Annotated in this window: 16 protein-coding genes; 12 read left to right on the top strand and 4 right to left on the bottom strand. The window is 38.7% G+C overall.

Translation table 11 applies throughout. The features are described from left to right. Positions 1–45: 45 nt before the first annotated feature. Positions 46–1,173 (bottom strand): vWA domain-containing protein, encoded by a 1,128-nt coding sequence (locus LOK78_RS11675; protein WP_232635023.1) that lies wholly within the window; start codon positions 1,171–1,173, stop codon positions 46–48. Positions 1,174–1,771: 598 nt separating this feature from the next. Here LOK78_RS11675 and LOK78_RS11670 point away from each other — a divergent pair. The 4 genes from LOK78_RS11670 (at position 1,772) to LOK78_RS11655 (ending at position 5,048) form a co-directional block, all read left to right on the top strand. Beyond that, positions 1,772–2,443 (top strand): hypothetical protein, encoded by a 672-nt coding sequence (locus tag LOK78_RS11670; RefSeq protein ID WP_232635022.1) that lies wholly within the window; start codon positions 1,772–1,774, stop codon positions 2,441–2,443. 114 nt (positions 2,444–2,557) lie between these two features. Then, positions 2,558–3,112 carry a CPCC family cysteine-rich protein gene (locus LOK78_RS11665; protein ID WP_232635021.1) on the top strand — a complete coding sequence of 185 codons (555 nt, stop codon included), beginning with the start codon at positions 2,558–2,560 and terminating at the stop codon, positions 3,110–3,112. A 140-nt stretch (positions 3,113–3,252) separates the two neighbouring features. Further along, positions 3,253–4,116, top strand: a complete 864-nt coding sequence (locus LOK78_RS11660; protein WP_232635020.1) for a TolB family protein — start codon at positions 3,253–3,255, stop codon at positions 4,114–4,116. Between the two features lie 161 nt (positions 4,117–4,277). Beyond that, on the top strand, positions 4,278–5,048 hold the full coding sequence (locus tag LOK78_RS11655; RefSeq protein WP_232635019.1) for a DUF6090 family protein: 771 nt from the start codon (positions 4,278–4,280) through the stop codon (positions 5,046–5,048). A 275-nt stretch (positions 5,049–5,323) separates the two neighbouring features. Here the strand turns inward: LOK78_RS11655 and LOK78_RS11650 are convergent, their stop codons facing one another. Beyond that, the gene (locus LOK78_RS11650) at positions 5,324–6,124 is read right to left on the bottom strand and encodes a hypothetical protein (RefSeq protein WP_232635018.1); all 801 of its coding nucleotides are present in this window, start codon (positions 6,122–6,124) and stop codon (positions 5,324–5,326) included. Between the two features lie 415 nt (positions 6,125–6,539). On the opposite strand from LOK78_RS11650, the gene LOK78_RS11645 reads away from it, so the two are divergent. The 5 genes from LOK78_RS11645 to LOK78_RS11625 all read left to right on the top strand — a co-directional run bounded on the left by LOK78_RS11645 (position 6,540) and on the right by LOK78_RS11625 (position 10,846). Further along, entirely contained in the window at positions 6,540–6,821 is a 282-nt protein-coding gene (locus tag LOK78_RS11645) for a hypothetical protein (RefSeq protein ID WP_232635017.1), read from the top strand. 107 nt (positions 6,822–6,928) lie between these two features. Next, positions 6,929–7,390: a hypothetical protein gene (locus tag LOK78_RS11640; protein ID WP_232635016.1), complete on the top strand. Its 462-nt coding sequence runs from the start codon at positions 6,929–6,931 to the stop codon at positions 7,388–7,390. A gap of 154 nt (positions 7,391–7,544) precedes the next feature. Then, positions 7,545–8,060 (top strand): GNAT family N-acetyltransferase, encoded by a 516-nt coding sequence (locus LOK78_RS11635; RefSeq protein ID WP_232635015.1) that lies wholly within the window; start codon positions 7,545–7,547, stop codon positions 8,058–8,060. Between the two features lie 286 nt (positions 8,061–8,346). Then, positions 8,347–8,664: a GIY-YIG nuclease family protein gene (locus LOK78_RS11630; protein ID WP_232635014.1), complete on the top strand. Its 318-nt coding sequence runs from the start codon at positions 8,347–8,349 to the stop codon at positions 8,662–8,664. 232 nt (positions 8,665–8,896) lie between these two features. Further along, entirely contained in the window at positions 8,897–10,846 is a 1,950-nt protein-coding gene (locus LOK78_RS11625) for a S9 family peptidase (protein WP_232635013.1), read from the top strand. A gap of 243 nt (positions 10,847–11,089) precedes the next feature. Here the strand turns inward: LOK78_RS11625 and LOK78_RS11620 are convergent, their stop codons facing one another. Beyond that, positions 11,090–11,614, bottom strand: coding sequence for a hypothetical protein (locus LOK78_RS11620; protein ID WP_232635012.1), 525 nt, complete (start codon positions 11,612–11,614; stop codon positions 11,090–11,092). Between the two features lie 216 nt (positions 11,615–11,830). Further along, entirely contained in the window at positions 11,831–12,508 is a 678-nt protein-coding gene (locus tag LOK78_RS11615) for a Crp/Fnr family transcriptional regulator (protein ID WP_053971750.1), read from the bottom strand. A 101-nt stretch (positions 12,509–12,609) separates the two neighbouring features. Here LOK78_RS11615 and LOK78_RS11610 point away from each other — a divergent pair, with 101 nt between their 5' ends. From LOK78_RS11610 to ccoN, 3 genes are all read left to right on the top strand, one after another. Next, the gene (locus tag LOK78_RS11610) at positions 12,610–14,982 is read left to right on the top strand and encodes a heavy metal translocating P-type ATPase (RefSeq protein WP_232635011.1); all 2,373 of its coding nucleotides are present in this window, start codon (positions 12,610–12,612) and stop codon (positions 14,980–14,982) included. 79 nt (positions 14,983–15,061) lie between these two features. Then, positions 15,062–15,256 carry a cbb3-type cytochrome oxidase assembly protein CcoS gene (gene ccoS, locus LOK78_RS11605; protein WP_053971748.1) on the top strand — a complete coding sequence of 65 codons (195 nt, stop codon included), beginning with the start codon at positions 15,062–15,064 and terminating at the stop codon, positions 15,254–15,256. A gap of 2 nt (positions 15,257–15,258) precedes the next feature. Beyond that, positions 15,259–17,454, top strand: coding sequence for a cytochrome-c oxidase, cbb3-type subunit I (ccoN, locus tag LOK78_RS11600; protein WP_053971747.1), 2,196 nt, complete (start codon positions 15,259–15,261; stop codon positions 17,452–17,454). Positions 17,455–17,459: the final 5 nt, after the last annotated feature.

Here is a 17,459-nt window from a genome sequence, read left to right as displayed (position 1 = left end):
TAACTTTTACTTTTCAACTTTTAACTTTACAACCTTCCAACTACCTTATCCCCTAATACGCTTTCTCCTATTGGTTTCATAATCTTCAAAAATCATTTCCCCCAGTCCTTTCAGCCCTGTATAAAAGGCCTTCCCTTGGTTGGCATAGGTAAACTCCCTTACAAACTGCATCAAGTACTCATCCTTGGCAATCATAAAGGTGGTGATGGGTATGTGCAGCCTTCTAGCCTGTTGGGCCATGGCATAGCACTTGTTGGTGATAAAGGGGTTCAACCCCACACTGTCTTTATAGTACTCCCCGTCTGGCAAACGCACACAACTGGGTTTCCCATCGGTAATCATAAAAATCTGTTTATTGGTATTCCTTTTTCTTCGCAGTAGATCCATGGCCAACTGCAAGCCCGCCACCGTATTGGTATGATAAGGCCCTACTTTTAAGTAGGGCAAGTCCTTAATTTCAATAGCCCAAGCATCGTTCCCAAACACCAAAATATCCAAGGTATCCTTGGGGTAGCGTGTGGTAATGAGTTCGGCCAGTGCCATGGCTACCTTTTTGGCTGGGGTAATGCGGTCTTCGCCATAAAGAATCATGCTATGGCTAATGTCAATCATCAGCACGGTACTCATCTGTGATTTGTGGAGGGTCTCCTCTACCACCAGGTCATCCTCGGCCATGGTAAAATCACCAATGCCATGATTGATCTGGGCATTCTTTAGGCTCTCGGTCATAGAGACTTTGTCAAGCGCATCACCAAACTGATAGGTTCTAAAGTCCCCCGTATGTTCATCGCCCACCCCAGGGGTTTTACTGCGATGGTTACCAGCACCACTGCGTTTTATTTTCCCAAAGATTTGGTCCAGTGCCTGCTGACGGATGGCCCGTTCGGTTTTGGCAGTAATAGCCATTCCGCCTTGTCCGTCGGGGTCTATCTCCTCACGGATGTATCCTTTTTTCTTCAGGTCTTCAATAAAATCGTCAATGGTATACTCGGCAGAAGTTAACTTATATTCGTCATCCAAATCGCGCAACCAGTCGATGGCCTCGTCAAAATCTCCAGAGGTATAAGTAATAAGCTCCTTAAAGATATCGAAGAGTTTATCAAAAGGCGATTGGTATGGTGCCTCGTAGGTTTTAAAAACGAAGCCTTTCCTTTGAGGGTTTGGGTTTGTCATAGCACATTAAAATTACGATATTCTTTTGTTGGTTGTCAAGTTTTGGGCGGGTTTTATGATTTTTTTAATGGAAAAGAAGCAAGAACCAAGAACCAAGAGGCTAGACGATACTCAATTAACAATGAACAATTAACAATGGGACTACAGCTTCTGACTTCTCGATACAATCGTTCTTCGTTGCTCTTTGAACGATCACTCGAAGTGACATCACGCTTGGGATTAACAAGACGTAGTCAGTTCGAGTGCCGACCGCAGGGAGGTGTATCGAGAACTATTGATAAAGGATAATGATAATGGTGAACGCTATAACTTGTCTTTAGGCATCACTTACTATTACCTTCATTTCAATTTAGTTGTTGGTGCTTGGATTGAGGTACGAGCTGGACGCTCGCGCTAGCGTGAGGTTCAGTAAATGAACTTTCATACGTAACCAAGCCTGTCCTGAGCCAGACGAAGGATTTCAGCATCTCATCAAGTTAACCAACCACACCATTACCATAGTATCATCCAGAACTTAATATGTCAAAAAAGCAATCACATCACCACAAATGAAGAATAAAAACCTATTTTAGTAAGGATATAGCACCTTGCCGTAAATTTGAGAAAAACAGCAATCATATCATCCATTTTAATCCTTTTTCTATCTGCTTGTCAAACCGACAAAGATTTGAAAGGAACTTGGATTGGTGATTATTCCTTGTCTTTTAACTCTGAAAATCTGGATATGCCTTTTGCAATTCAAAACCTTATGACTTTTGAAAACAATAAAGTTTATGCTCAAGGTTCTTTCAGAAACTTCGGAACTAACCAAATTCGAGAAAGTAAAAGAATGTTATTCTCTGAAAAAATAATTTTCAATGACCAGCATCACGAAGACAATCCTTCGGAAGCTTATGAAATTGTAAAAGTTAATTCAGATTCGTTAGTGGTGAAAACTCCAATTAATGAGCACTTACATATCTACAGAAAATTATCAGAAAAACTTAAAAACAATCAAAAAGTTGAACTGATTGGAAAAACATTTTCTTGGCAAAATGAAATCTTTCAAGACACGATTTACTTTGTAACCGACTCAACTTTTACAAGAAAATCAATTAAAGACCCAAGATTTAAAACATCACGCTGGGAACGAATTAATCACAAAGGATTTGACATCTTATTTTTGGATGGAGACGTGCCTTACTTAATTGAAAACAAAAAAGAAAAAACTATAGAATTAAGAACATTCCATAAAACTGAATTGAAACTTACAATGACGGAATTGGAATAAAAAAACGAATTTCTACAAGATCTGAGACAAAAACGTAATCATACCCCCACAAATCAAGGAATAAAAATAATTTTAGTAATGGTATAAAAAATTGCCACACACTGGAAAAATAAGTTGAAAATAGATAAACCACATATTAAACTACACAGAATTAAAGGCCGAACTGCACTAGATATAGATACTTGGGAATTAAAAGATATTATTGAAGACTATTTACGAGAAATGTGTGATATCGATTATGAATACTTCCAAGAATTAAATTCGGAATTGACAAAAACCAATTATGAAAGCTATCGACTTTTCTTCGCTAATGAGTATTCAGAAAATCAAATAGCTGATTCTTTAAAAAAATTCCCTGATAAAGAATTGATAGATATTGTTGAATTTCAAAGAGCTCAAGCTAATGGAAGGTTTTATTGTGAATGTTGCGGTTACAATACTTTAAATGAAAAGCCAAACGGAACTTACCAAATTTGCACAACTTGTTTTTGGGAGGATGATCCTATTCAACGGACTGAGCCAAATTATGAAGAAGGAGCAAATAGAGTTTCACTAAACCAGGCGAAAAAGAACTTTGCGGAATTCGGAGCTTGTGAAAGAGATATGATTAAAAATGTACACAAAGTTCATAAAAGTGACATTCGAAATCCGAATTATAATATTGAATAAATAAAACCTGTACACAACAAACGCCAAGCCCTCAGCAGGGCTGAACCGGTAAAAGAATATGAACCATATAAACAAACACTAACCACGGCTGACCAAATTAATGCACAAAACGGGGCCGTAGTAATGCATAATCCTATACCATGCTAATAAGAATTTTGCTTTCAATAATAATCTTCCTTCTTTTTCAAGAGGTTATTTATTCTCAGCGAACATCAAGTGAGATTGCTATTTTCAATCTTGACACCAAAGAATTGATTAGGCTTACATCTAATGAATTTGCAGATGAAGAACCAGAATGGTCGCCAGATGGAAGTTTAATAATCTTTGATTCAAACAGAGCAGGTTCAAACGATTTGTATCAAATGAAGCCTGACGGAACAGATGTTATTAGACTTACATATGATAAGGCAAAAGAGGATCATGGGGCTTGGTCAGGAGACGGATCGAAATTATTATTCCAATATGATGCTGGCTCAAATACGGATGTCTGGATGATGGATAATGATGGAAAAAATAGAATAAGACTTACAGAAAATCCCTCAAGAGATGGTTGGGCAGATTGGTCACCTGACGGTTCAAAGGTGGTTTTTTCCTCAGATAGAACTGGAAATCGTGAAATTTATATAATGAAACCAGACGGTTCAAATGTTTCACAACTTACATTTTCGAACACAGACAATACTGATCCCACATTTTCCCCAGACGGTAATTGGATCGCGTTTAATTCAGAAAGAGATGGAAATAGTGAGATTTATATAATGAAACCTGACGGATCAAGACAAATGCGACTAACTCAAAACACATATTGTGATGAGCGCCCAGACTGGTCACCAGACGGATTAAACATACTATTCTCAAGAAGAGTCAATGGCGAATATTCACTTTGGATAATAAATCTTGAATCCATAAAAGAATATCGAGTAACGCCCAAAAATATTAGAGTTGGTCGTGCACATTGGTCGCCAAATGGTAAGATGATTGTAACCCAATATTATCCCGATTAATGTATTACAACATTGTATAATGTGCATTACTAGCTGAATAAATGAAATTGAATTTCCACAACAATATTAATTCGTAACTTCCGACATAACAAAAAAACCAAACCCGTAACGCGAGCATTGTCCGCAAACCGTTGTACTTCATTTTAACCAACCACTAACCAATGATAAAATTCTTTAGAAAAATTAGACAAAACTTACTTCTAGAAGGTAATACTGGAAAGTATCTGAAATATGCGATCGGAGAAATAGTGCTTGTTGTTATTGGAATTTTAGTTGCACTACAACTGAATAATTGGAATGAAGACAGAAAAACAAAAATCTTAGAAATTGAAATATATAAAGAAATTAAAGATGACATAATGGTTTCCTTGGAGGATTTAGAAAGGGGCCATTCCCGGTATGATAAGGGAATTGTAAATAATGCTAGATTAAGAGATCATATTATTAATGAACTCCCCTTCGACGATTCCATTGCTCGTGATCTAATACTTGCTGATGACGATGATCAATTTTTCCCTAAAATGTCAGGGTTTGAAGCTTTAAAATCTGCAGGACTGGAAACTCTTAGTAATGATACTTTACGACAAAAAATAGCGAATCTTTATGAGCTAAGTTTTGTTAGAATTATAGGAATGGGTCGCGACAAGTCCCCAAGTAGAAATTTCCAATTTTTAAAGCCGTATCAAAAGTATCTAAAACTAGACAAGAACAATAAAAAATACCGTAATTATGGGGAAGAGGATAGTGTTGTGTATTATAAAACAATAATAAAAAATTATGAGTCGTTAATGAAGGATGACCAATTGGTGAAAGACCTTCAGGAAGCTATTTTTTTAAGAATATTTAAATTACGCAATTACACTAGCGTTATAGATAAGTCTAACGAATTAATACTTGAAATTGATGAGGAAGTAAAGCGTCTTGAAAATTAAAGATGAAAGTTAGCACAACAAAATATAAACGGCATTAAAACGCATCTTATAATTGCCGATGAGAACCCTGCTACCGCGCGATTCTATCGCGTGGTACACCCCTAAGCTGGCAAGAGCATCATGCTCGTGTCCCACCCTACGCCAACCGTCTTCAAAACCTCCCCACCAACCAGAAACCATATACAAACAACCAAAAACCACCAACCAAAAAACCCACCCCAGTCTTCTCCCAAAGCCAAGGCGGGTTTTTAATAAATCAGGCAAACCTATAGAGTCTATCCCGTCACTGCAATTTTCATACAGTTACCTTGGGCCAACTCATAAAAGTTACCATTCACCTCTTGGTAAAACACAATCCCTACCCCCACAAATAATGCAGAAGAAACAGGAATCGCTCCCAGTGCGGTAAAGTCTATCGTTAGGTCCGTGGCAGCACCTACCATACCTCCTAAGGCAATCTCAGCACTGGCCTCAAAACCACCACGACCATTAACACTGTCATCCACAGGCTCATACCCTTTTACACCAGATACATACCCGTAATTGCTAACATAACTTCCCGCCAAAACCAACCTAAAATGGGTCGCTCCCTCGGGTTTGTGGATGTAGGAATCGGTGTTAAAATCAGGTATAGACCAAGTCACTTGGTCCCTACTGGCATTAATACTCGGTAAGGCACTGGGTGCAAAAAATTTCGAATCAAAAACCGTAGCTCTATTAAATTCAAAATTCCGAAACAGGTCTTGAAAAGTAACCACATCAATATCGCGTTCACCGCGATCACCAGCACCCTGGCTATTGATACGTTTCATCAACCCACTTAAACGGGCACTCAAATACGTGTCTCCCATAGATTGGGCCAATCCAGCAAAACCATCTCTAAATGCTTTTCCTGAAGCCGAGGCGCCAGCAAACTCCTGCATGTTCTCTCGCGTTCGCTTAAAAGCAGGATCGTTCATAATACGGTTCTTACTCACCTTGTTGGTAGTCTTTACAAGGCTTTCGCCGTTTCGTCTATAGAAGGTCAACCCATCAAGGGAACCTTCCAGTTTAATAAAGGAATTATTTCTAGCCATTTTGAAAAAGATTTGGGACTGTCATACAGTGGCTAAACCATACAACAAGTCGGTTAGTGAAAATAACAGGTACAAAGACCTATCAATTAATAAATGCGTAATGCTATCGATTAGTTTTTTTGGGAGAAGAATGGTTTAGGCGTCGCATATCCTAAAGCGTCCCAGTTTTTAACGCGTTGCGACTCGTGTTAAAGTAGGTCAGCGATTTCAAACATATAAAAAAATGCAATACGCCAACAAAAAATTTTAACCCCATAACATTTTGAATATCAGAAAAATAAACCATTTTTTAAAAATATCTCAAAAACGCAATAACTTAATAACCAGATTATTGCATTTTTCACACAACCACCCGAATTACAATTTAAAACCTCATAAAAATGACCTCCTTTCAAAAAACATCAAAAAAGAGCCTATGACATATAAATTTCAATCCGAACACCACCATAAACCAAAAACCAAAAACAAACAACCAAAAAAATCCAAGGGGGTCATATTCGGGTTATCTTCGGGTTATCTTCGGGTCATATTCGGGTCATATTCGGGTAGTTCGGGCACACCCGACCAAAAAACCCTAAAACACATAGAAAGCGGCCCGATAACACAGACTTTTAATCCGCGCCTACCATCAACCATAAACAAACAACCAAAAACCAAAAAAATGACTATTTTAGCTATTCTATCCCTCTGGAGATAGAACGCCCTAATAAGCAACCAGAGCAAACAAGCTTGTTTAAATACCTGCCACCTCCCCAAGGTGTCTCGTACTAGAACAGCAAACATGAACCATTAACCTACAATGATATGATAAGAAAATGCATTTTCTTTCTACTGGCCCTTATGGCCTTTTCAGCTTCGGCACAGATTACCTTTAACACCGGCAGCGTACAACTAGACTCCGATTTAAATAGTATCAACACAAGAGCCACGGCCAACTTTAGTGCCTTTAGGAGCGATCTAAGCCTGTCTTTTGGTGTGAGCAGCAAGAAAATTGACCACATGCACACAAGCCTGCACATGGCACCTGGAGAAATTTACTTGGCATTTGAACTTTCCAAACTCTCTAGAGTCCCTATTGACCGCGTGATTACGGTGTATGAAACCAACAAAAAGAAAGGTTGGGGCGTTATCGCCAAAGAACTAGGCATCAAACCCGGTTCTCCTGAATTCCACCAATTAAAAAACAACGCCGGCAAAAACAAGAACAAAGGCAAAGGAAACAGTAAAAGCAAAGGAAACGGCAAAGGCAAGTCTAAAAAGAAGTAGCCACATAGGCCTACGTGATTCGCTTTACAAAAGCCCAAGGTCGTCATAAGACTAAAGTGATAGTTATTTCTTTAGAAGTGTTTTTCTTCTGAAAATCTGTTCCAATTTACTACCTTGGGTACGGTTACTTGGGTGACCCCGCATAAAAACAGCCATGGCCTATAAAACCTTTGAAACCGAAAGACTCCTCCTAAGACCTACCAGTGTTAAGGATGCGGCTTTTATTTTAGAGCTTTTAAATACCCCCAAGTGGTTAAAGTACATAGGCGACCGCCACCTTAAAACAGAAGTGGATGCCGAAAGTTACATCCGTGTGAAGGTGCTGCCCCAACTAGAGCGTTTGGGCTTTTCAAATTACACCTTGATCAGGAAGCAAGACCGAAAGAAAATAGGCACCTGCGGACTTTACGCTCGGGAAGGCGTAGACGGCATTGATATTGGGTTTGCCTTTCTACCTGCCTATGAGAAAATGGGGTACGGTTTTGAAGCCGCCCATTGTATTAAGGAAGCCGCCTTTACCCATTTTGGCATAGAAACCCTCAGAGGATTTACCACCAAGGACAATGTATCCTCCCAAAACCTATTAATCAAACTCGGGTTGAAACAGATAGGCACCACCTTTCTTCCCAATGATGACACCGAGTTGTTGCTGTTTGAAATAACCAGATAGGAACGTCTTGATGACATTTAGATTCTGAAATCGAAGATAACAAGTACTGTATGATAAACAGCCCAATGTCATTCAGAAGGAGGACTATGACCGACTGATGAATCTTTATAGCCAGGTTAAGTTTCTTCGCTACGCTCTGAATGACAGTTTCATTAAGGTTTAAACAGTTCACAATTGGCATTAGATCCTGAAACAAGTTCAGGATGACAAGGGATGGGATTCAATAAACGAACTGTCATGCTGAATTTATTTCAGCATCTTATCACAAAATCACTATTTTTAATACATGAGGAGACGTGCCTATCACAACTACTGGGTTTACATTCTTACAAACAAACCAAGAGGCGTCTTATACATTGGTATTACAGGAGGTATAGATGATAGAATGGAACGACATCTTAGTTCTAATAGTGGTTTTACATCTAGATATAAATTAAGGAAACTGGTATATTATGAAGAGTTTCAATACGTTTATGACGCTATAAAGAGAGAAAAGCAGTTAAAAAATTGGCACAGGGATTGGAAAATTAATCTTATTGAAGGCCTTAATCCAGAATGGAAGGACATGTATCGACCATTAGACCCTGAAACAAGTTCAGGATGACAAAGGATGGGGTTCAGGATGACAAGGGATGGGGTTCAGGATGACAGACTTTAGTGTTCAGGATGTTAGCCTTAAATTTCAGCAGGAATTGCGCTGTAAATTATTTTTCCAGACAGTCAGGGTTGCGGCTTTCAAGAGAATTAGAACCTCTATTTACTTTTCTGCCTCATTATAAGAGCTTTACGTAAAGTTTGATTATATTTATAGCTTATAATCAATCACATACGATATCATGAAGCAATCCATCCTCCTTATTTTTGTACTTATTCTTGTATCCTGCAAGAACGAAAACCAAACCAAAGAAACCGAAACAGCCCAAAGAGAAATCCCACAATATACTATTGAACAGTTTATGGATAATGAGTCCGTAGGCGGTGGTAGCTTTTCTCATGATAATTCCAAATTACTCATTAGTAGTAACAAGTCAGGCATCTACAATGCGTACACTGTTTCAACCCAGGGAGGGGACTACACGCCCATAACCGCTTCAGACAGCACCTCATACTTTGCCCAGTCTTTTTTTCCAAGTGATGACCGCATGTTGCTGTCAGCCGATGGCAATGGCGATGAAATAGACCATATTTACCTCAGAGACACCACAGGGACCCTGACAGATCTTACCCCAGAGAAAGAGGCTAAATCCCAATTCCTAGATTGGACAGAAGATAAACAAGGGTTTTATTATTTATCAAACAAACGAGACCCCAAGTATTTTGATGTGTATAAAATGGATATCAACACCTTTAAACCCAGCTTGGTCTACCAGAATAATGACGGTATGGACTTTAGTGCCATTTCTGGTGACGAGCAATATATTGCATTGAGTCAGTCCCTAAACACCAACGATAGCGACCTGTTTCTCTACAACATGCAAACCAAGGAATCTACTAAGATCAATGACCAGCTTAGTGCGAATTCGGCCCAAGGTTTTTCCAAAGACAATACAACCCTATACTACACCACCGATGATGGTCAGGAATTTTCTTATTTGATGGCTTATGACCTCAGCACCAAAGAAAAATCAATCGTTGTACAAAAGGATTGGGATGTTATGGGTGCAGTTTTTACTGAAAATGGCACCTATATGGTAGTCTATGTAAATGAGGATGGAAAAAATGCCGTAGAAGTAACAGAAACAGCTACCAAACAACCGCTAGACCTACCCGATTTTGGTCAAATGAGTATTACCAGTGTGAGTTTTAGTGATGATGAAAAATGGATGCGCTTGTATGTGGGCGGGTCTAACACCCCTTCTGATTTGTATACTTATAATATTGAAAACAAGGCATTACACAGGATTACCAATGTTTTAAACAAAGACATTAATATCGATGATTTGGTCACAGCACAAGTGGTGCGTTACAAATCCTTTGATGGCACCGTGATACCAGCCATTTATTACCTGCCACATCAAGCTTCAAAAGACCATAAAGTACCTGCCATGGTTTGGGTACATGGTGGTCCCGGCGGACAAACAAGACAAAGTTACTTCTCCTTGCTCCAATACATGGTAAATCATGGGTATGCTGTTCTGGCGGTAAACAATCGCGGTAGTAGTGGTTATGGTAAAACCTTCTATAAGATGGATGACTTAAACCACGGTGAAAAAGATTTGCAAGATTGTGTTGAAGGGAAAAATTGGCTTCAAACCCAACCAGAAATTGATGCAGATAAAATAGGAATCATAGGTGGCTCTTATGGTGGTTACATGACTATGGCAGCCCTAACCTATACCCCCGAAGAGTTTAATGTAGGTGTTAATTTGTTTGGGGTAACCAACTGGATGAGAACCCTCAAAAGTATTCCCCCTTATTGGGAATCCTTCCGCAAATCATTGTATTTGGAATTAGGAGATCCCTACAGTGCCGATTCGGTTAGATTAAAACGTATCTCTCCCCTTTTCCACACCGATAAAGTTACCAAACCGCTTATGGTTTTACAGGGTGCACAAGACCCAAGGGTACTGCAAGTGGAAAGTGATGAAATTGTTGCTGGAGTAAGGGAAAATGGCGTGCCCGTAGAATATGTGTTGTTTGAAGATGAGGGCCATGGCTTTGTGAAAAAAGAAAATCAAATAGAAGCCTATAGTAAAGTGGTAGACTTTCTTGATGAATACCTTAAAAACCAAACCAAAAAAATGGATGGAGAATTACCACAAGCTGATATGGAAGCGGTTGAATGAGTTCATCAATTAACAATTGGCAATGACCAATTAACAGTTAATAATAAAGTAGATCCTGAAACAAGTTCAGGATGACAATGGGTGGTGATTCCGGATGACATATAAGACTTTGTCATTTAGAAGGAGGCTATGAGCGACTGATGAATCCTTTATAGCTAGGTTAAGATTCTTCGCTACGCCTGCCTATCGGCAGACAGGTTCTGAATGACAGTTCCATTAAGGTTTTAACGAATTCCTAAACACTTAATTAGTTAAAAAATACTCAACTGTCACAAGTTCTACACTTGCTGGGGCTCCTAAATCTAGAGATGCTTCCAGATCCACACTCAAAATGCAATAAGAATCAGAATCTATTTCATTACAAGGATCCAAGGTTCCATTAGAATAACTTGAAGAACTAATCATACCATCTATATTCAAAGTGACTAAGGGTACACCGGTAACTGCATAATCATTCGGATTGTTTAACTGAATTTCAAATTGTAACCTTGAGGTATTGTTACCTGTATCTGGTGTGTAAACGAAACTCAATACTTCATAAGAAAAATTTTCAAGTGCAGGTGGCTCTATTTGTACAGCATTTGTAGGTTCTGGGAAGTCACAAGGTACTTCTTGAGTACGGTCTATATAATACGTTTGATTACCCGAAACATAAAATTGAGGGATAACAATGGTTTTGGTACATGCGTCATCTCCATCATCAGACGGACAGGCAAATAGTAAAAATGTGATAGTAAATAATAAAGGGATTCTTAGTAGGTTGTTCATAATGTTAGTTTCTTTCTAGATGTAAACATATTAAAAAGGTTGCGTAAAAAAAATCTTTAACTAACAATAATATGCACTCCCAGGACCCAAAGTGATTACCTCATTGCCTTTAATAGAATTATTATTGAGCTTACAGCCACTAAGCTTTTACAAGGTTTGGGAGATTTGATTAAAAAACTAAGCATAAACCAAAAAAGAGAGAAAGAGAGAGATTAGTTACTCCACCCGTCTTAATCCGTTGACGTCTTCAATGATGATTTGTTTCCCTTTGGTACTAATAAGTCCTTCCTTCTTGAATTGGGACAGGATTCTAATAGCCGATTCCGTGGCTGTCCCCACAATATTAGCATAATCCTCTCTTGAAAGAATCACGCTTAAGGCTTCGTTTTCTTCAGTTCCAAAGGTTTCATAAATCTGAACCAAGGCTTCTGCCATTCTTTGCTTGACACTCTTTTGAGCCATGTCCACAATAATGTTATCTGATAATTTCAGTTCATCAGCCATCTTTTGCAACATAGTCATTGAAAAGTTATTGTTCTTTTGAAGGTCGTCCAGAATCTCACTTTTAGGAATAAAGCAAACTTCCATATCATTGATAGCCACAGCACTTAGATTGGCTGACTCATCACCAATCAAGGACCGTTGCCCCATAATGTCCCCTCGAGCTACCAATTTAACAATTTGGTCTTTACCGTTGGAACTCAATTTGGAAAGCTTACAAATACCTTCCCTAATACAGAATATACCGTTAAGAATTTCACCTTCTTCAAAAATAATCTCCCCTTTTTTGATGGTTCTAGATTCCTTACAACCAGAGATCCTAATCAGTTCATCTTTGGTTAAGGCTTTTAAAGAATTAAATTGCTTGACGATGCATTGTTCACATTTACTCATATCTTCGAAATCTACCGTAAAATTAGTGAAAAGCTGACAATTATCATATTTTTTTAATATCTTAAAACAGACTTTTGTCTTAGGTAAATTGAGCAAGTTTTATGGAACAAACAAACTGTTTCCACTGTGGTGATCCATGTGAAAACGAGAGCATCACTTTTGACGAAAAATCTTTTTGTTGTAACGGTTGTAAAACCGTCTATGAGATCTTCCATGAAAATGATCTCACTTGCTACTACGATTTACAACAAGCCCCTGGTGCGACTCCCAAAGAAATTGAAGGCAAATACAACTTCTTAGAACAAGAAGCCATCATCGATAAGTTACTGGAATTTAATGACGGGCAAACTCAAATAGTGACGCTTAAAATTCCACACATCCATTGCAGTTCCTGTATTTGGATATTAGAAAACCTCAATAAATTAAATCCAAACATTACGGCTTCACAAGTTAATTTTGGGCAAAAAACAGTACGGGCCACTTATAAAACAACCACTTTTTCCTTAAAAGAATTGGTTTTGCTTCTAAGTAGTATAGGCTATGAGCCCTATATTTCTCTTGAAGATTACAATACAGGAAAAAACAAGGTAAACCGCAGTCTCATTTATAAACTAGGTGTAGCTGGATTTGCCTTTGGGAATGTGATGTTCCTCTCCTTCCCTGAGTACTTTGAAGTTAACGAATTTTGGCTGGATCAATATAAAGGCCTGTTCCGATGGCTGATGTTTGCCTACTCCCTACCAGTAGTTTTTTATGCCGGTAGAGATTATTTTATTTCGGCATTTAAAGGACTACGTTCCAAAATACTTAATATTGATGTTCCCATTGCCCTAGGTATTTTGGTACTCTTCGTTAGAAGTACCATTGAAATCATGTTTGATTTGGGCGCTGGCTTTTTTGATAGTTTGACAGGCTTGGTTTTCTTTTTATTACTGGGACGGTTCTTCCAACAAAAGACCTATGCGTACCTCTCCTTTGAGCGTGACTACAAATCCTATTTTCCCATTGCGGTTACCAAACTGGATCAAGGCGAAGAATCACCCATCCAAGTTTATGACATACAACAAGGTGACAGGTTATTGATAAGAAACGAGGAGTTGATTCCGGTAGATGCCATTCTTATAAATGGGAATGCCAACGTGGATTACAGTTTTGTTACTGGCGAATCTGAATCTGTCCACAAAGCCTCAGGAGACAAACTGTTTGCTGGAGGCAAACAAACCTCTGGTGTTATAGAGGTTGAGGCTTTAAAATCTGTCGAGCAAAGTTATCTCACTCAATTATGGAGTAATGATGTCTTCAACAAAAACAAGGAAGATGCCTTTACAACTTTAACCAACACTATAAGCAAACGCTTTACCATTGCCGTATTAAGTATTGCTTTTTTGGCCACCAGCTATTGGATGTTTGTGGATATGTCTAAAGCTATGAATGTCTTCACGGCCGTACTTATTATTGCCTGCCCTTGCGCCATAGCCTTAGCAGCCCCTTTTACATTGGGTAATTTGCTACGTATTTTTGGCAAGTTGAAATTTTATCTAAAGAACGCCTCGGTAATTGAGCAATTGGCGCAGATCAACACCATTATTTTTGATAAAACAGGAACCATCACTGCCAATAAAAAAAGTACTGCCAATTATGAGGGCATCCAACTTTCAAGAGAAGAAGAAGCGCTTTTAAAGAGTTCGCTTAGGGGTTCCAACCACCCTTTGAGTCGCTCTTTGTACCAATTATTGGCCGAACACCAAATTGTGCCTTTAACCAATTTTGAAGAACACTTAGGAAAAGGGATTGTTGCTGCCGATGGTTCAAACACAATCAAAATAGGATCACCAGCTTTTGTAGGACAAGTATCTGCCCTACCTGAATTGAGTACTTCAGTCCATATAAGCAGTAACGACCAATATAAAGGAAAGTATACTTTTTACAATTCGTACCGACCAGGGTTGTCTAAGTTATTCAACCAATTAAAAAGGACATTTGATTTGGTTATTTTATCAGGTGATAATGAAGGTGAAGCAGAAAACCTGAAAAAATTATTACCCACCAAAACCAAACTGATTTTTAACCAAAAGCCCCAGGATAAACTAGAATACATCAAATACCATCAAAGTGAAGGCGCTAAAGTACTTATGGTAGGAGATGGATTGAATGATGCGGGTGCCTTAGCCCAAAGCGAAGTGGGTATTGCTATTTCAGAAGACATCAATGTCTTCTCCCCTGCCTGTGATGCTATTTTGGATGCTGGTAAATTTAACCAGCTCAACGACTACATTATGGCTTCCAAGTCGGCCATAAAAATCATTAAGTGGAGTTTTATTTTTTCCTTCATATATAATGTTATCGGTCTTTATTTTGCCGTTACTGGCCAACTAAAACCCGTGATCGCTGCCATATTAATGCCATTGAGCTCCATAAGCATTGTCATTTTTACTACGGTAGCAACCAATTATTTAGGACGAAAATTAAAATGATAAAAAATAGAAATCATGATAAAAATCATGTTTTAAAACTTGGAGCCATTATAAATTTGAACTAAACTCTTAATTAGGTATGAGCGTTATTTATATTCTACTCACTATTAGTGTGATTGTAGCAATAATATTCTTTATTGCCTTTATCACAGCCGTCAGGAGCGGACAGTACGACGACAGTTACACGCCGTCTGTTAGAATGCTCTTTGAAGACGAATTGGTTAAAACCAAGTCAAAAAATAAATCATCAAACCACAATCCAACTACTAATTAATTATGGAAATTCAACAGTTCTATTATGACAACAAAATTGTCAAAAAGTTTTTGATCGCCACCATGGTTTGGGGCGTAGTGGGCATGTTGGTAGGGTTACTCCTTGCCTTTATGTTTCTATTTCCCACTCTTACAGAGGGAATCCCTTGGTTAAGTTTTGGTCGTTTAAGACCCTTGCATACCAACGCTGTCATCTTTGCCTTTGTAGGTAATGCCATTTATGCTGGTGTTTATTATTCCTCTCAAAGGTTGCTTAAAGCCAGGATGTACAGTGATCTTTTAAGTAATGTTAATTTTTGGGGGTGGCAATTAATTATTGTTGCTGCCGCTATTTCCCTACCATTGGGATTAACCACCTCTAAAGAATATGCCGAATTGGAATGGCCTATTGATATTGCCATCGCCTTGATTTGGGTTGCCTTTGGATGGAACCTCATCGGTACCATTTTAAAACGTCGTCAACGCCATATGTATGTGGCGATTTGGTTCTATTTAGCCACTTTTGTCACGGTTGCTGTACTTCATATTTTCAACAGTTTGGAATTGCCTGTAAGTGGTATGAAAAGCTACTCGGTATATGCCGGAGTTCAGGATGCCTTGGTTCAATGGTGGTACGGACATAATGCCGTAGCATTCTTTTTAACCACACCATTCCTTGGGTTGATGTACTATTTTGTACCTAAGGCGGCAGACAGACCTATCTATTCCTATAGATTATCTATTGTACACTTTTGGTCCTTGATCTTTATTTATATCTGGGCAGGACCACACCACTTATTATATACTGCGCTTCCAGAATGGGCGCAAAATTTAGGAACCACTTTCTCTATCATGCTGTTAATGCCTTCTTGGGGAGGTATGATTAATGGTCTATTGACTTTAAGAGGCGCTTGGGACAAAGTGCGAGTTGACCCTGTATTGAAGTTTATGGTTGTGGCCATTACTGGTTATGGTATGGCTACTTTTGAAGGACCTACCCTATCTATAAAAACGGTTAATGCCATAGCCCACTTTACTGACTGGATTATAGCCCACGTGCACGTTGGTGCCTTGGCTTGGAACGGATTTTTAGCCTTTGGTATGATTTACTGGCTGATACCTAGATTGTTCAAAACAACCTTATTCTCGATCAAGCTTGCTAACCTCCATTTTTGGATAGGCACTTTAGGAATTGTTTTATACGCCTTACCTATGTATGTAGCTGGATTTACTCAAGCTACTATGTGGAAGCAATTCAATCCTGATGGAACTTTACTATATGGAAACTTTTTAGAAACCGTATTTGAGATTATCCCAATGTATTGGATGCGTGCCATAGGTGGTTCCTTGTACATCTTCGGAATGTTTATCCTTGCCTACAACATCATCATGACCATGAAACAAGGGTCTTCAGTAACCGATGAGTTGGCAGAAGCTCCTGCTTTACAGCGTGTATCTAAAAGAAGAATTGCAGGTGAAAGCTTCCATACTTGGTTGGAAAGAAAACCTATTCAGTTAACCATTTTAGCTACTATCACCATTCTTATTGGTGGGGTGATTCAAATTGTACCAACCATTATGGTCAAATCAAACATACCCACCATTTCAACAGTCAAACCATATACGCCTCTAGAATTGGAGGGTAGAGACATCTATATTAGAGAAGGTTGTGTGGGATGTCACTCCCAAATGGTGCGTCCATTCAGAAGTGAGGTAGAACGTTACGGGGAGTATTCCAAAGCTGGCGAATATGTTTATGATCACCCATTCCTATGGGGAAGTAAACGTACTGGTCCCGACTTACACCGTGTGGGAGGTAAATACTCAGACAACTGGCACTTAAACCATATGTATGACCCTACCAGTACATCTTCTGGTTCCATTATGACACCTTATCCATGGTTGATTAAAAATGAATTGGACAAATCACAAACGGAAGCCAAAATGAGAACCATGGTGAAATTAGGTGTGCCTTATACAGATGAAGACATTGCCAAAGCACAAGAAAACATGCTAGCTCAAGGAACCAAAATTGAGGAAAACCTCTATACCGATCCTGATTTTGCAGAAACCTATGAAGCCGATAAGAAAAGTGGAGGTAGTGATTTTGTAGAAATGAGAAACCGTGAAATTGTAGCTTTGATTGCTTATCTACAACGCCTTGGAACCGATATTAAGGTTCAAGAATTAGAACAAGAACTTGGTGCTACTCAAAACTAATCAAC

This window comes from Mangrovimonas futianensis (assembly GCF_021245805.1).
Lineage (GTDB): Bacteria > Bacteroidota > Bacteroidia > Flavobacteriales > Flavobacteriaceae > Mangrovimonas > Mangrovimonas futianensis.
Note: the sequence above shows the minus strand (reverse complement) of the source record. Positions and strands in the feature narration are given on the sequence as shown.

Excerpts from the sequence above, each read along its gene's own strand:
- LOK78_RS11660 (WP_232635020.1), top strand. The coding sequence starts at position 3,253 with ATGCTAATAAGAATTTTGCTTTCAATAATAATCTTCCTTCTTTTTCAA.
- LOK78_RS11675 (WP_232635023.1), bottom strand. The coding sequence starts at position 1,173 with ATGACAAACCCAAACCCTCAAAGGAAAGGCTTCGTTTTTAAAACCTAC.
- LOK78_RS11615 (WP_053971750.1), bottom strand. The coding sequence starts at position 12,508 with ATGAGTAAATGTGAACAATGCATCGTCAAGCAATTTAATTCTTTAAAA.
- LOK78_RS11640 (WP_232635016.1), top strand. The coding sequence starts at position 6,929 with ATGATAAGAAAATGCATTTTCTTTCTACTGGCCCTTATGGCCTTTTCA.
- LOK78_RS11625 (WP_232635013.1), top strand. The coding sequence starts at position 8,897 with ATGAAGCAATCCATCCTCCTTATTTTTGTACTTATTCTTGTATCCTGC.
- LOK78_RS11630 (WP_232635014.1), top strand. The coding sequence starts at position 8,347 with ATGAGGAGACGTGCCTATCACAACTACTGGGTTTACATTCTTACAAAC.
- LOK78_RS11650 (WP_232635018.1), bottom strand. The coding sequence starts at position 6,124 with ATGGCTAGAAATAATTCCTTTATTAAACTGGAAGGTTCCCTTGATGGG.
- LOK78_RS11610 (WP_232635011.1), top strand. The coding sequence starts at position 12,610 with ATGGAACAAACAAACTGTTTCCACTGTGGTGATCCATGTGAAAACGAG.
- ccoN (WP_053971747.1), top strand. The coding sequence starts at position 15,259 with ATGGAAATTCAACAGTTCTATTATGACAACAAAATTGTCAAAAAGTTT.
- LOK78_RS11655 (WP_232635019.1), top strand. The coding sequence starts at position 4,278 with ATGATAAAATTCTTTAGAAAAATTAGACAAAACTTACTTCTAGAAGGT.
- LOK78_RS11635 (WP_232635015.1), top strand. The coding sequence starts at position 7,545 with ATGGCCTATAAAACCTTTGAAACCGAAAGACTCCTCCTAAGACCTACC.
- LOK78_RS11620 (WP_232635012.1), bottom strand. The coding sequence starts at position 11,614 with ATGAACAACCTACTAAGAATCCCTTTATTATTTACTATCACATTTTTA.
- ccoS (WP_053971748.1), top strand. The coding sequence starts at position 15,062 with ATGAGCGTTATTTATATTCTACTCACTATTAGTGTGATTGTAGCAATA.
- LOK78_RS11645 (WP_232635017.1), top strand. The coding sequence starts at position 6,540 with ATGACATATAAATTTCAATCCGAACACCACCATAAACCAAAAACCAAA.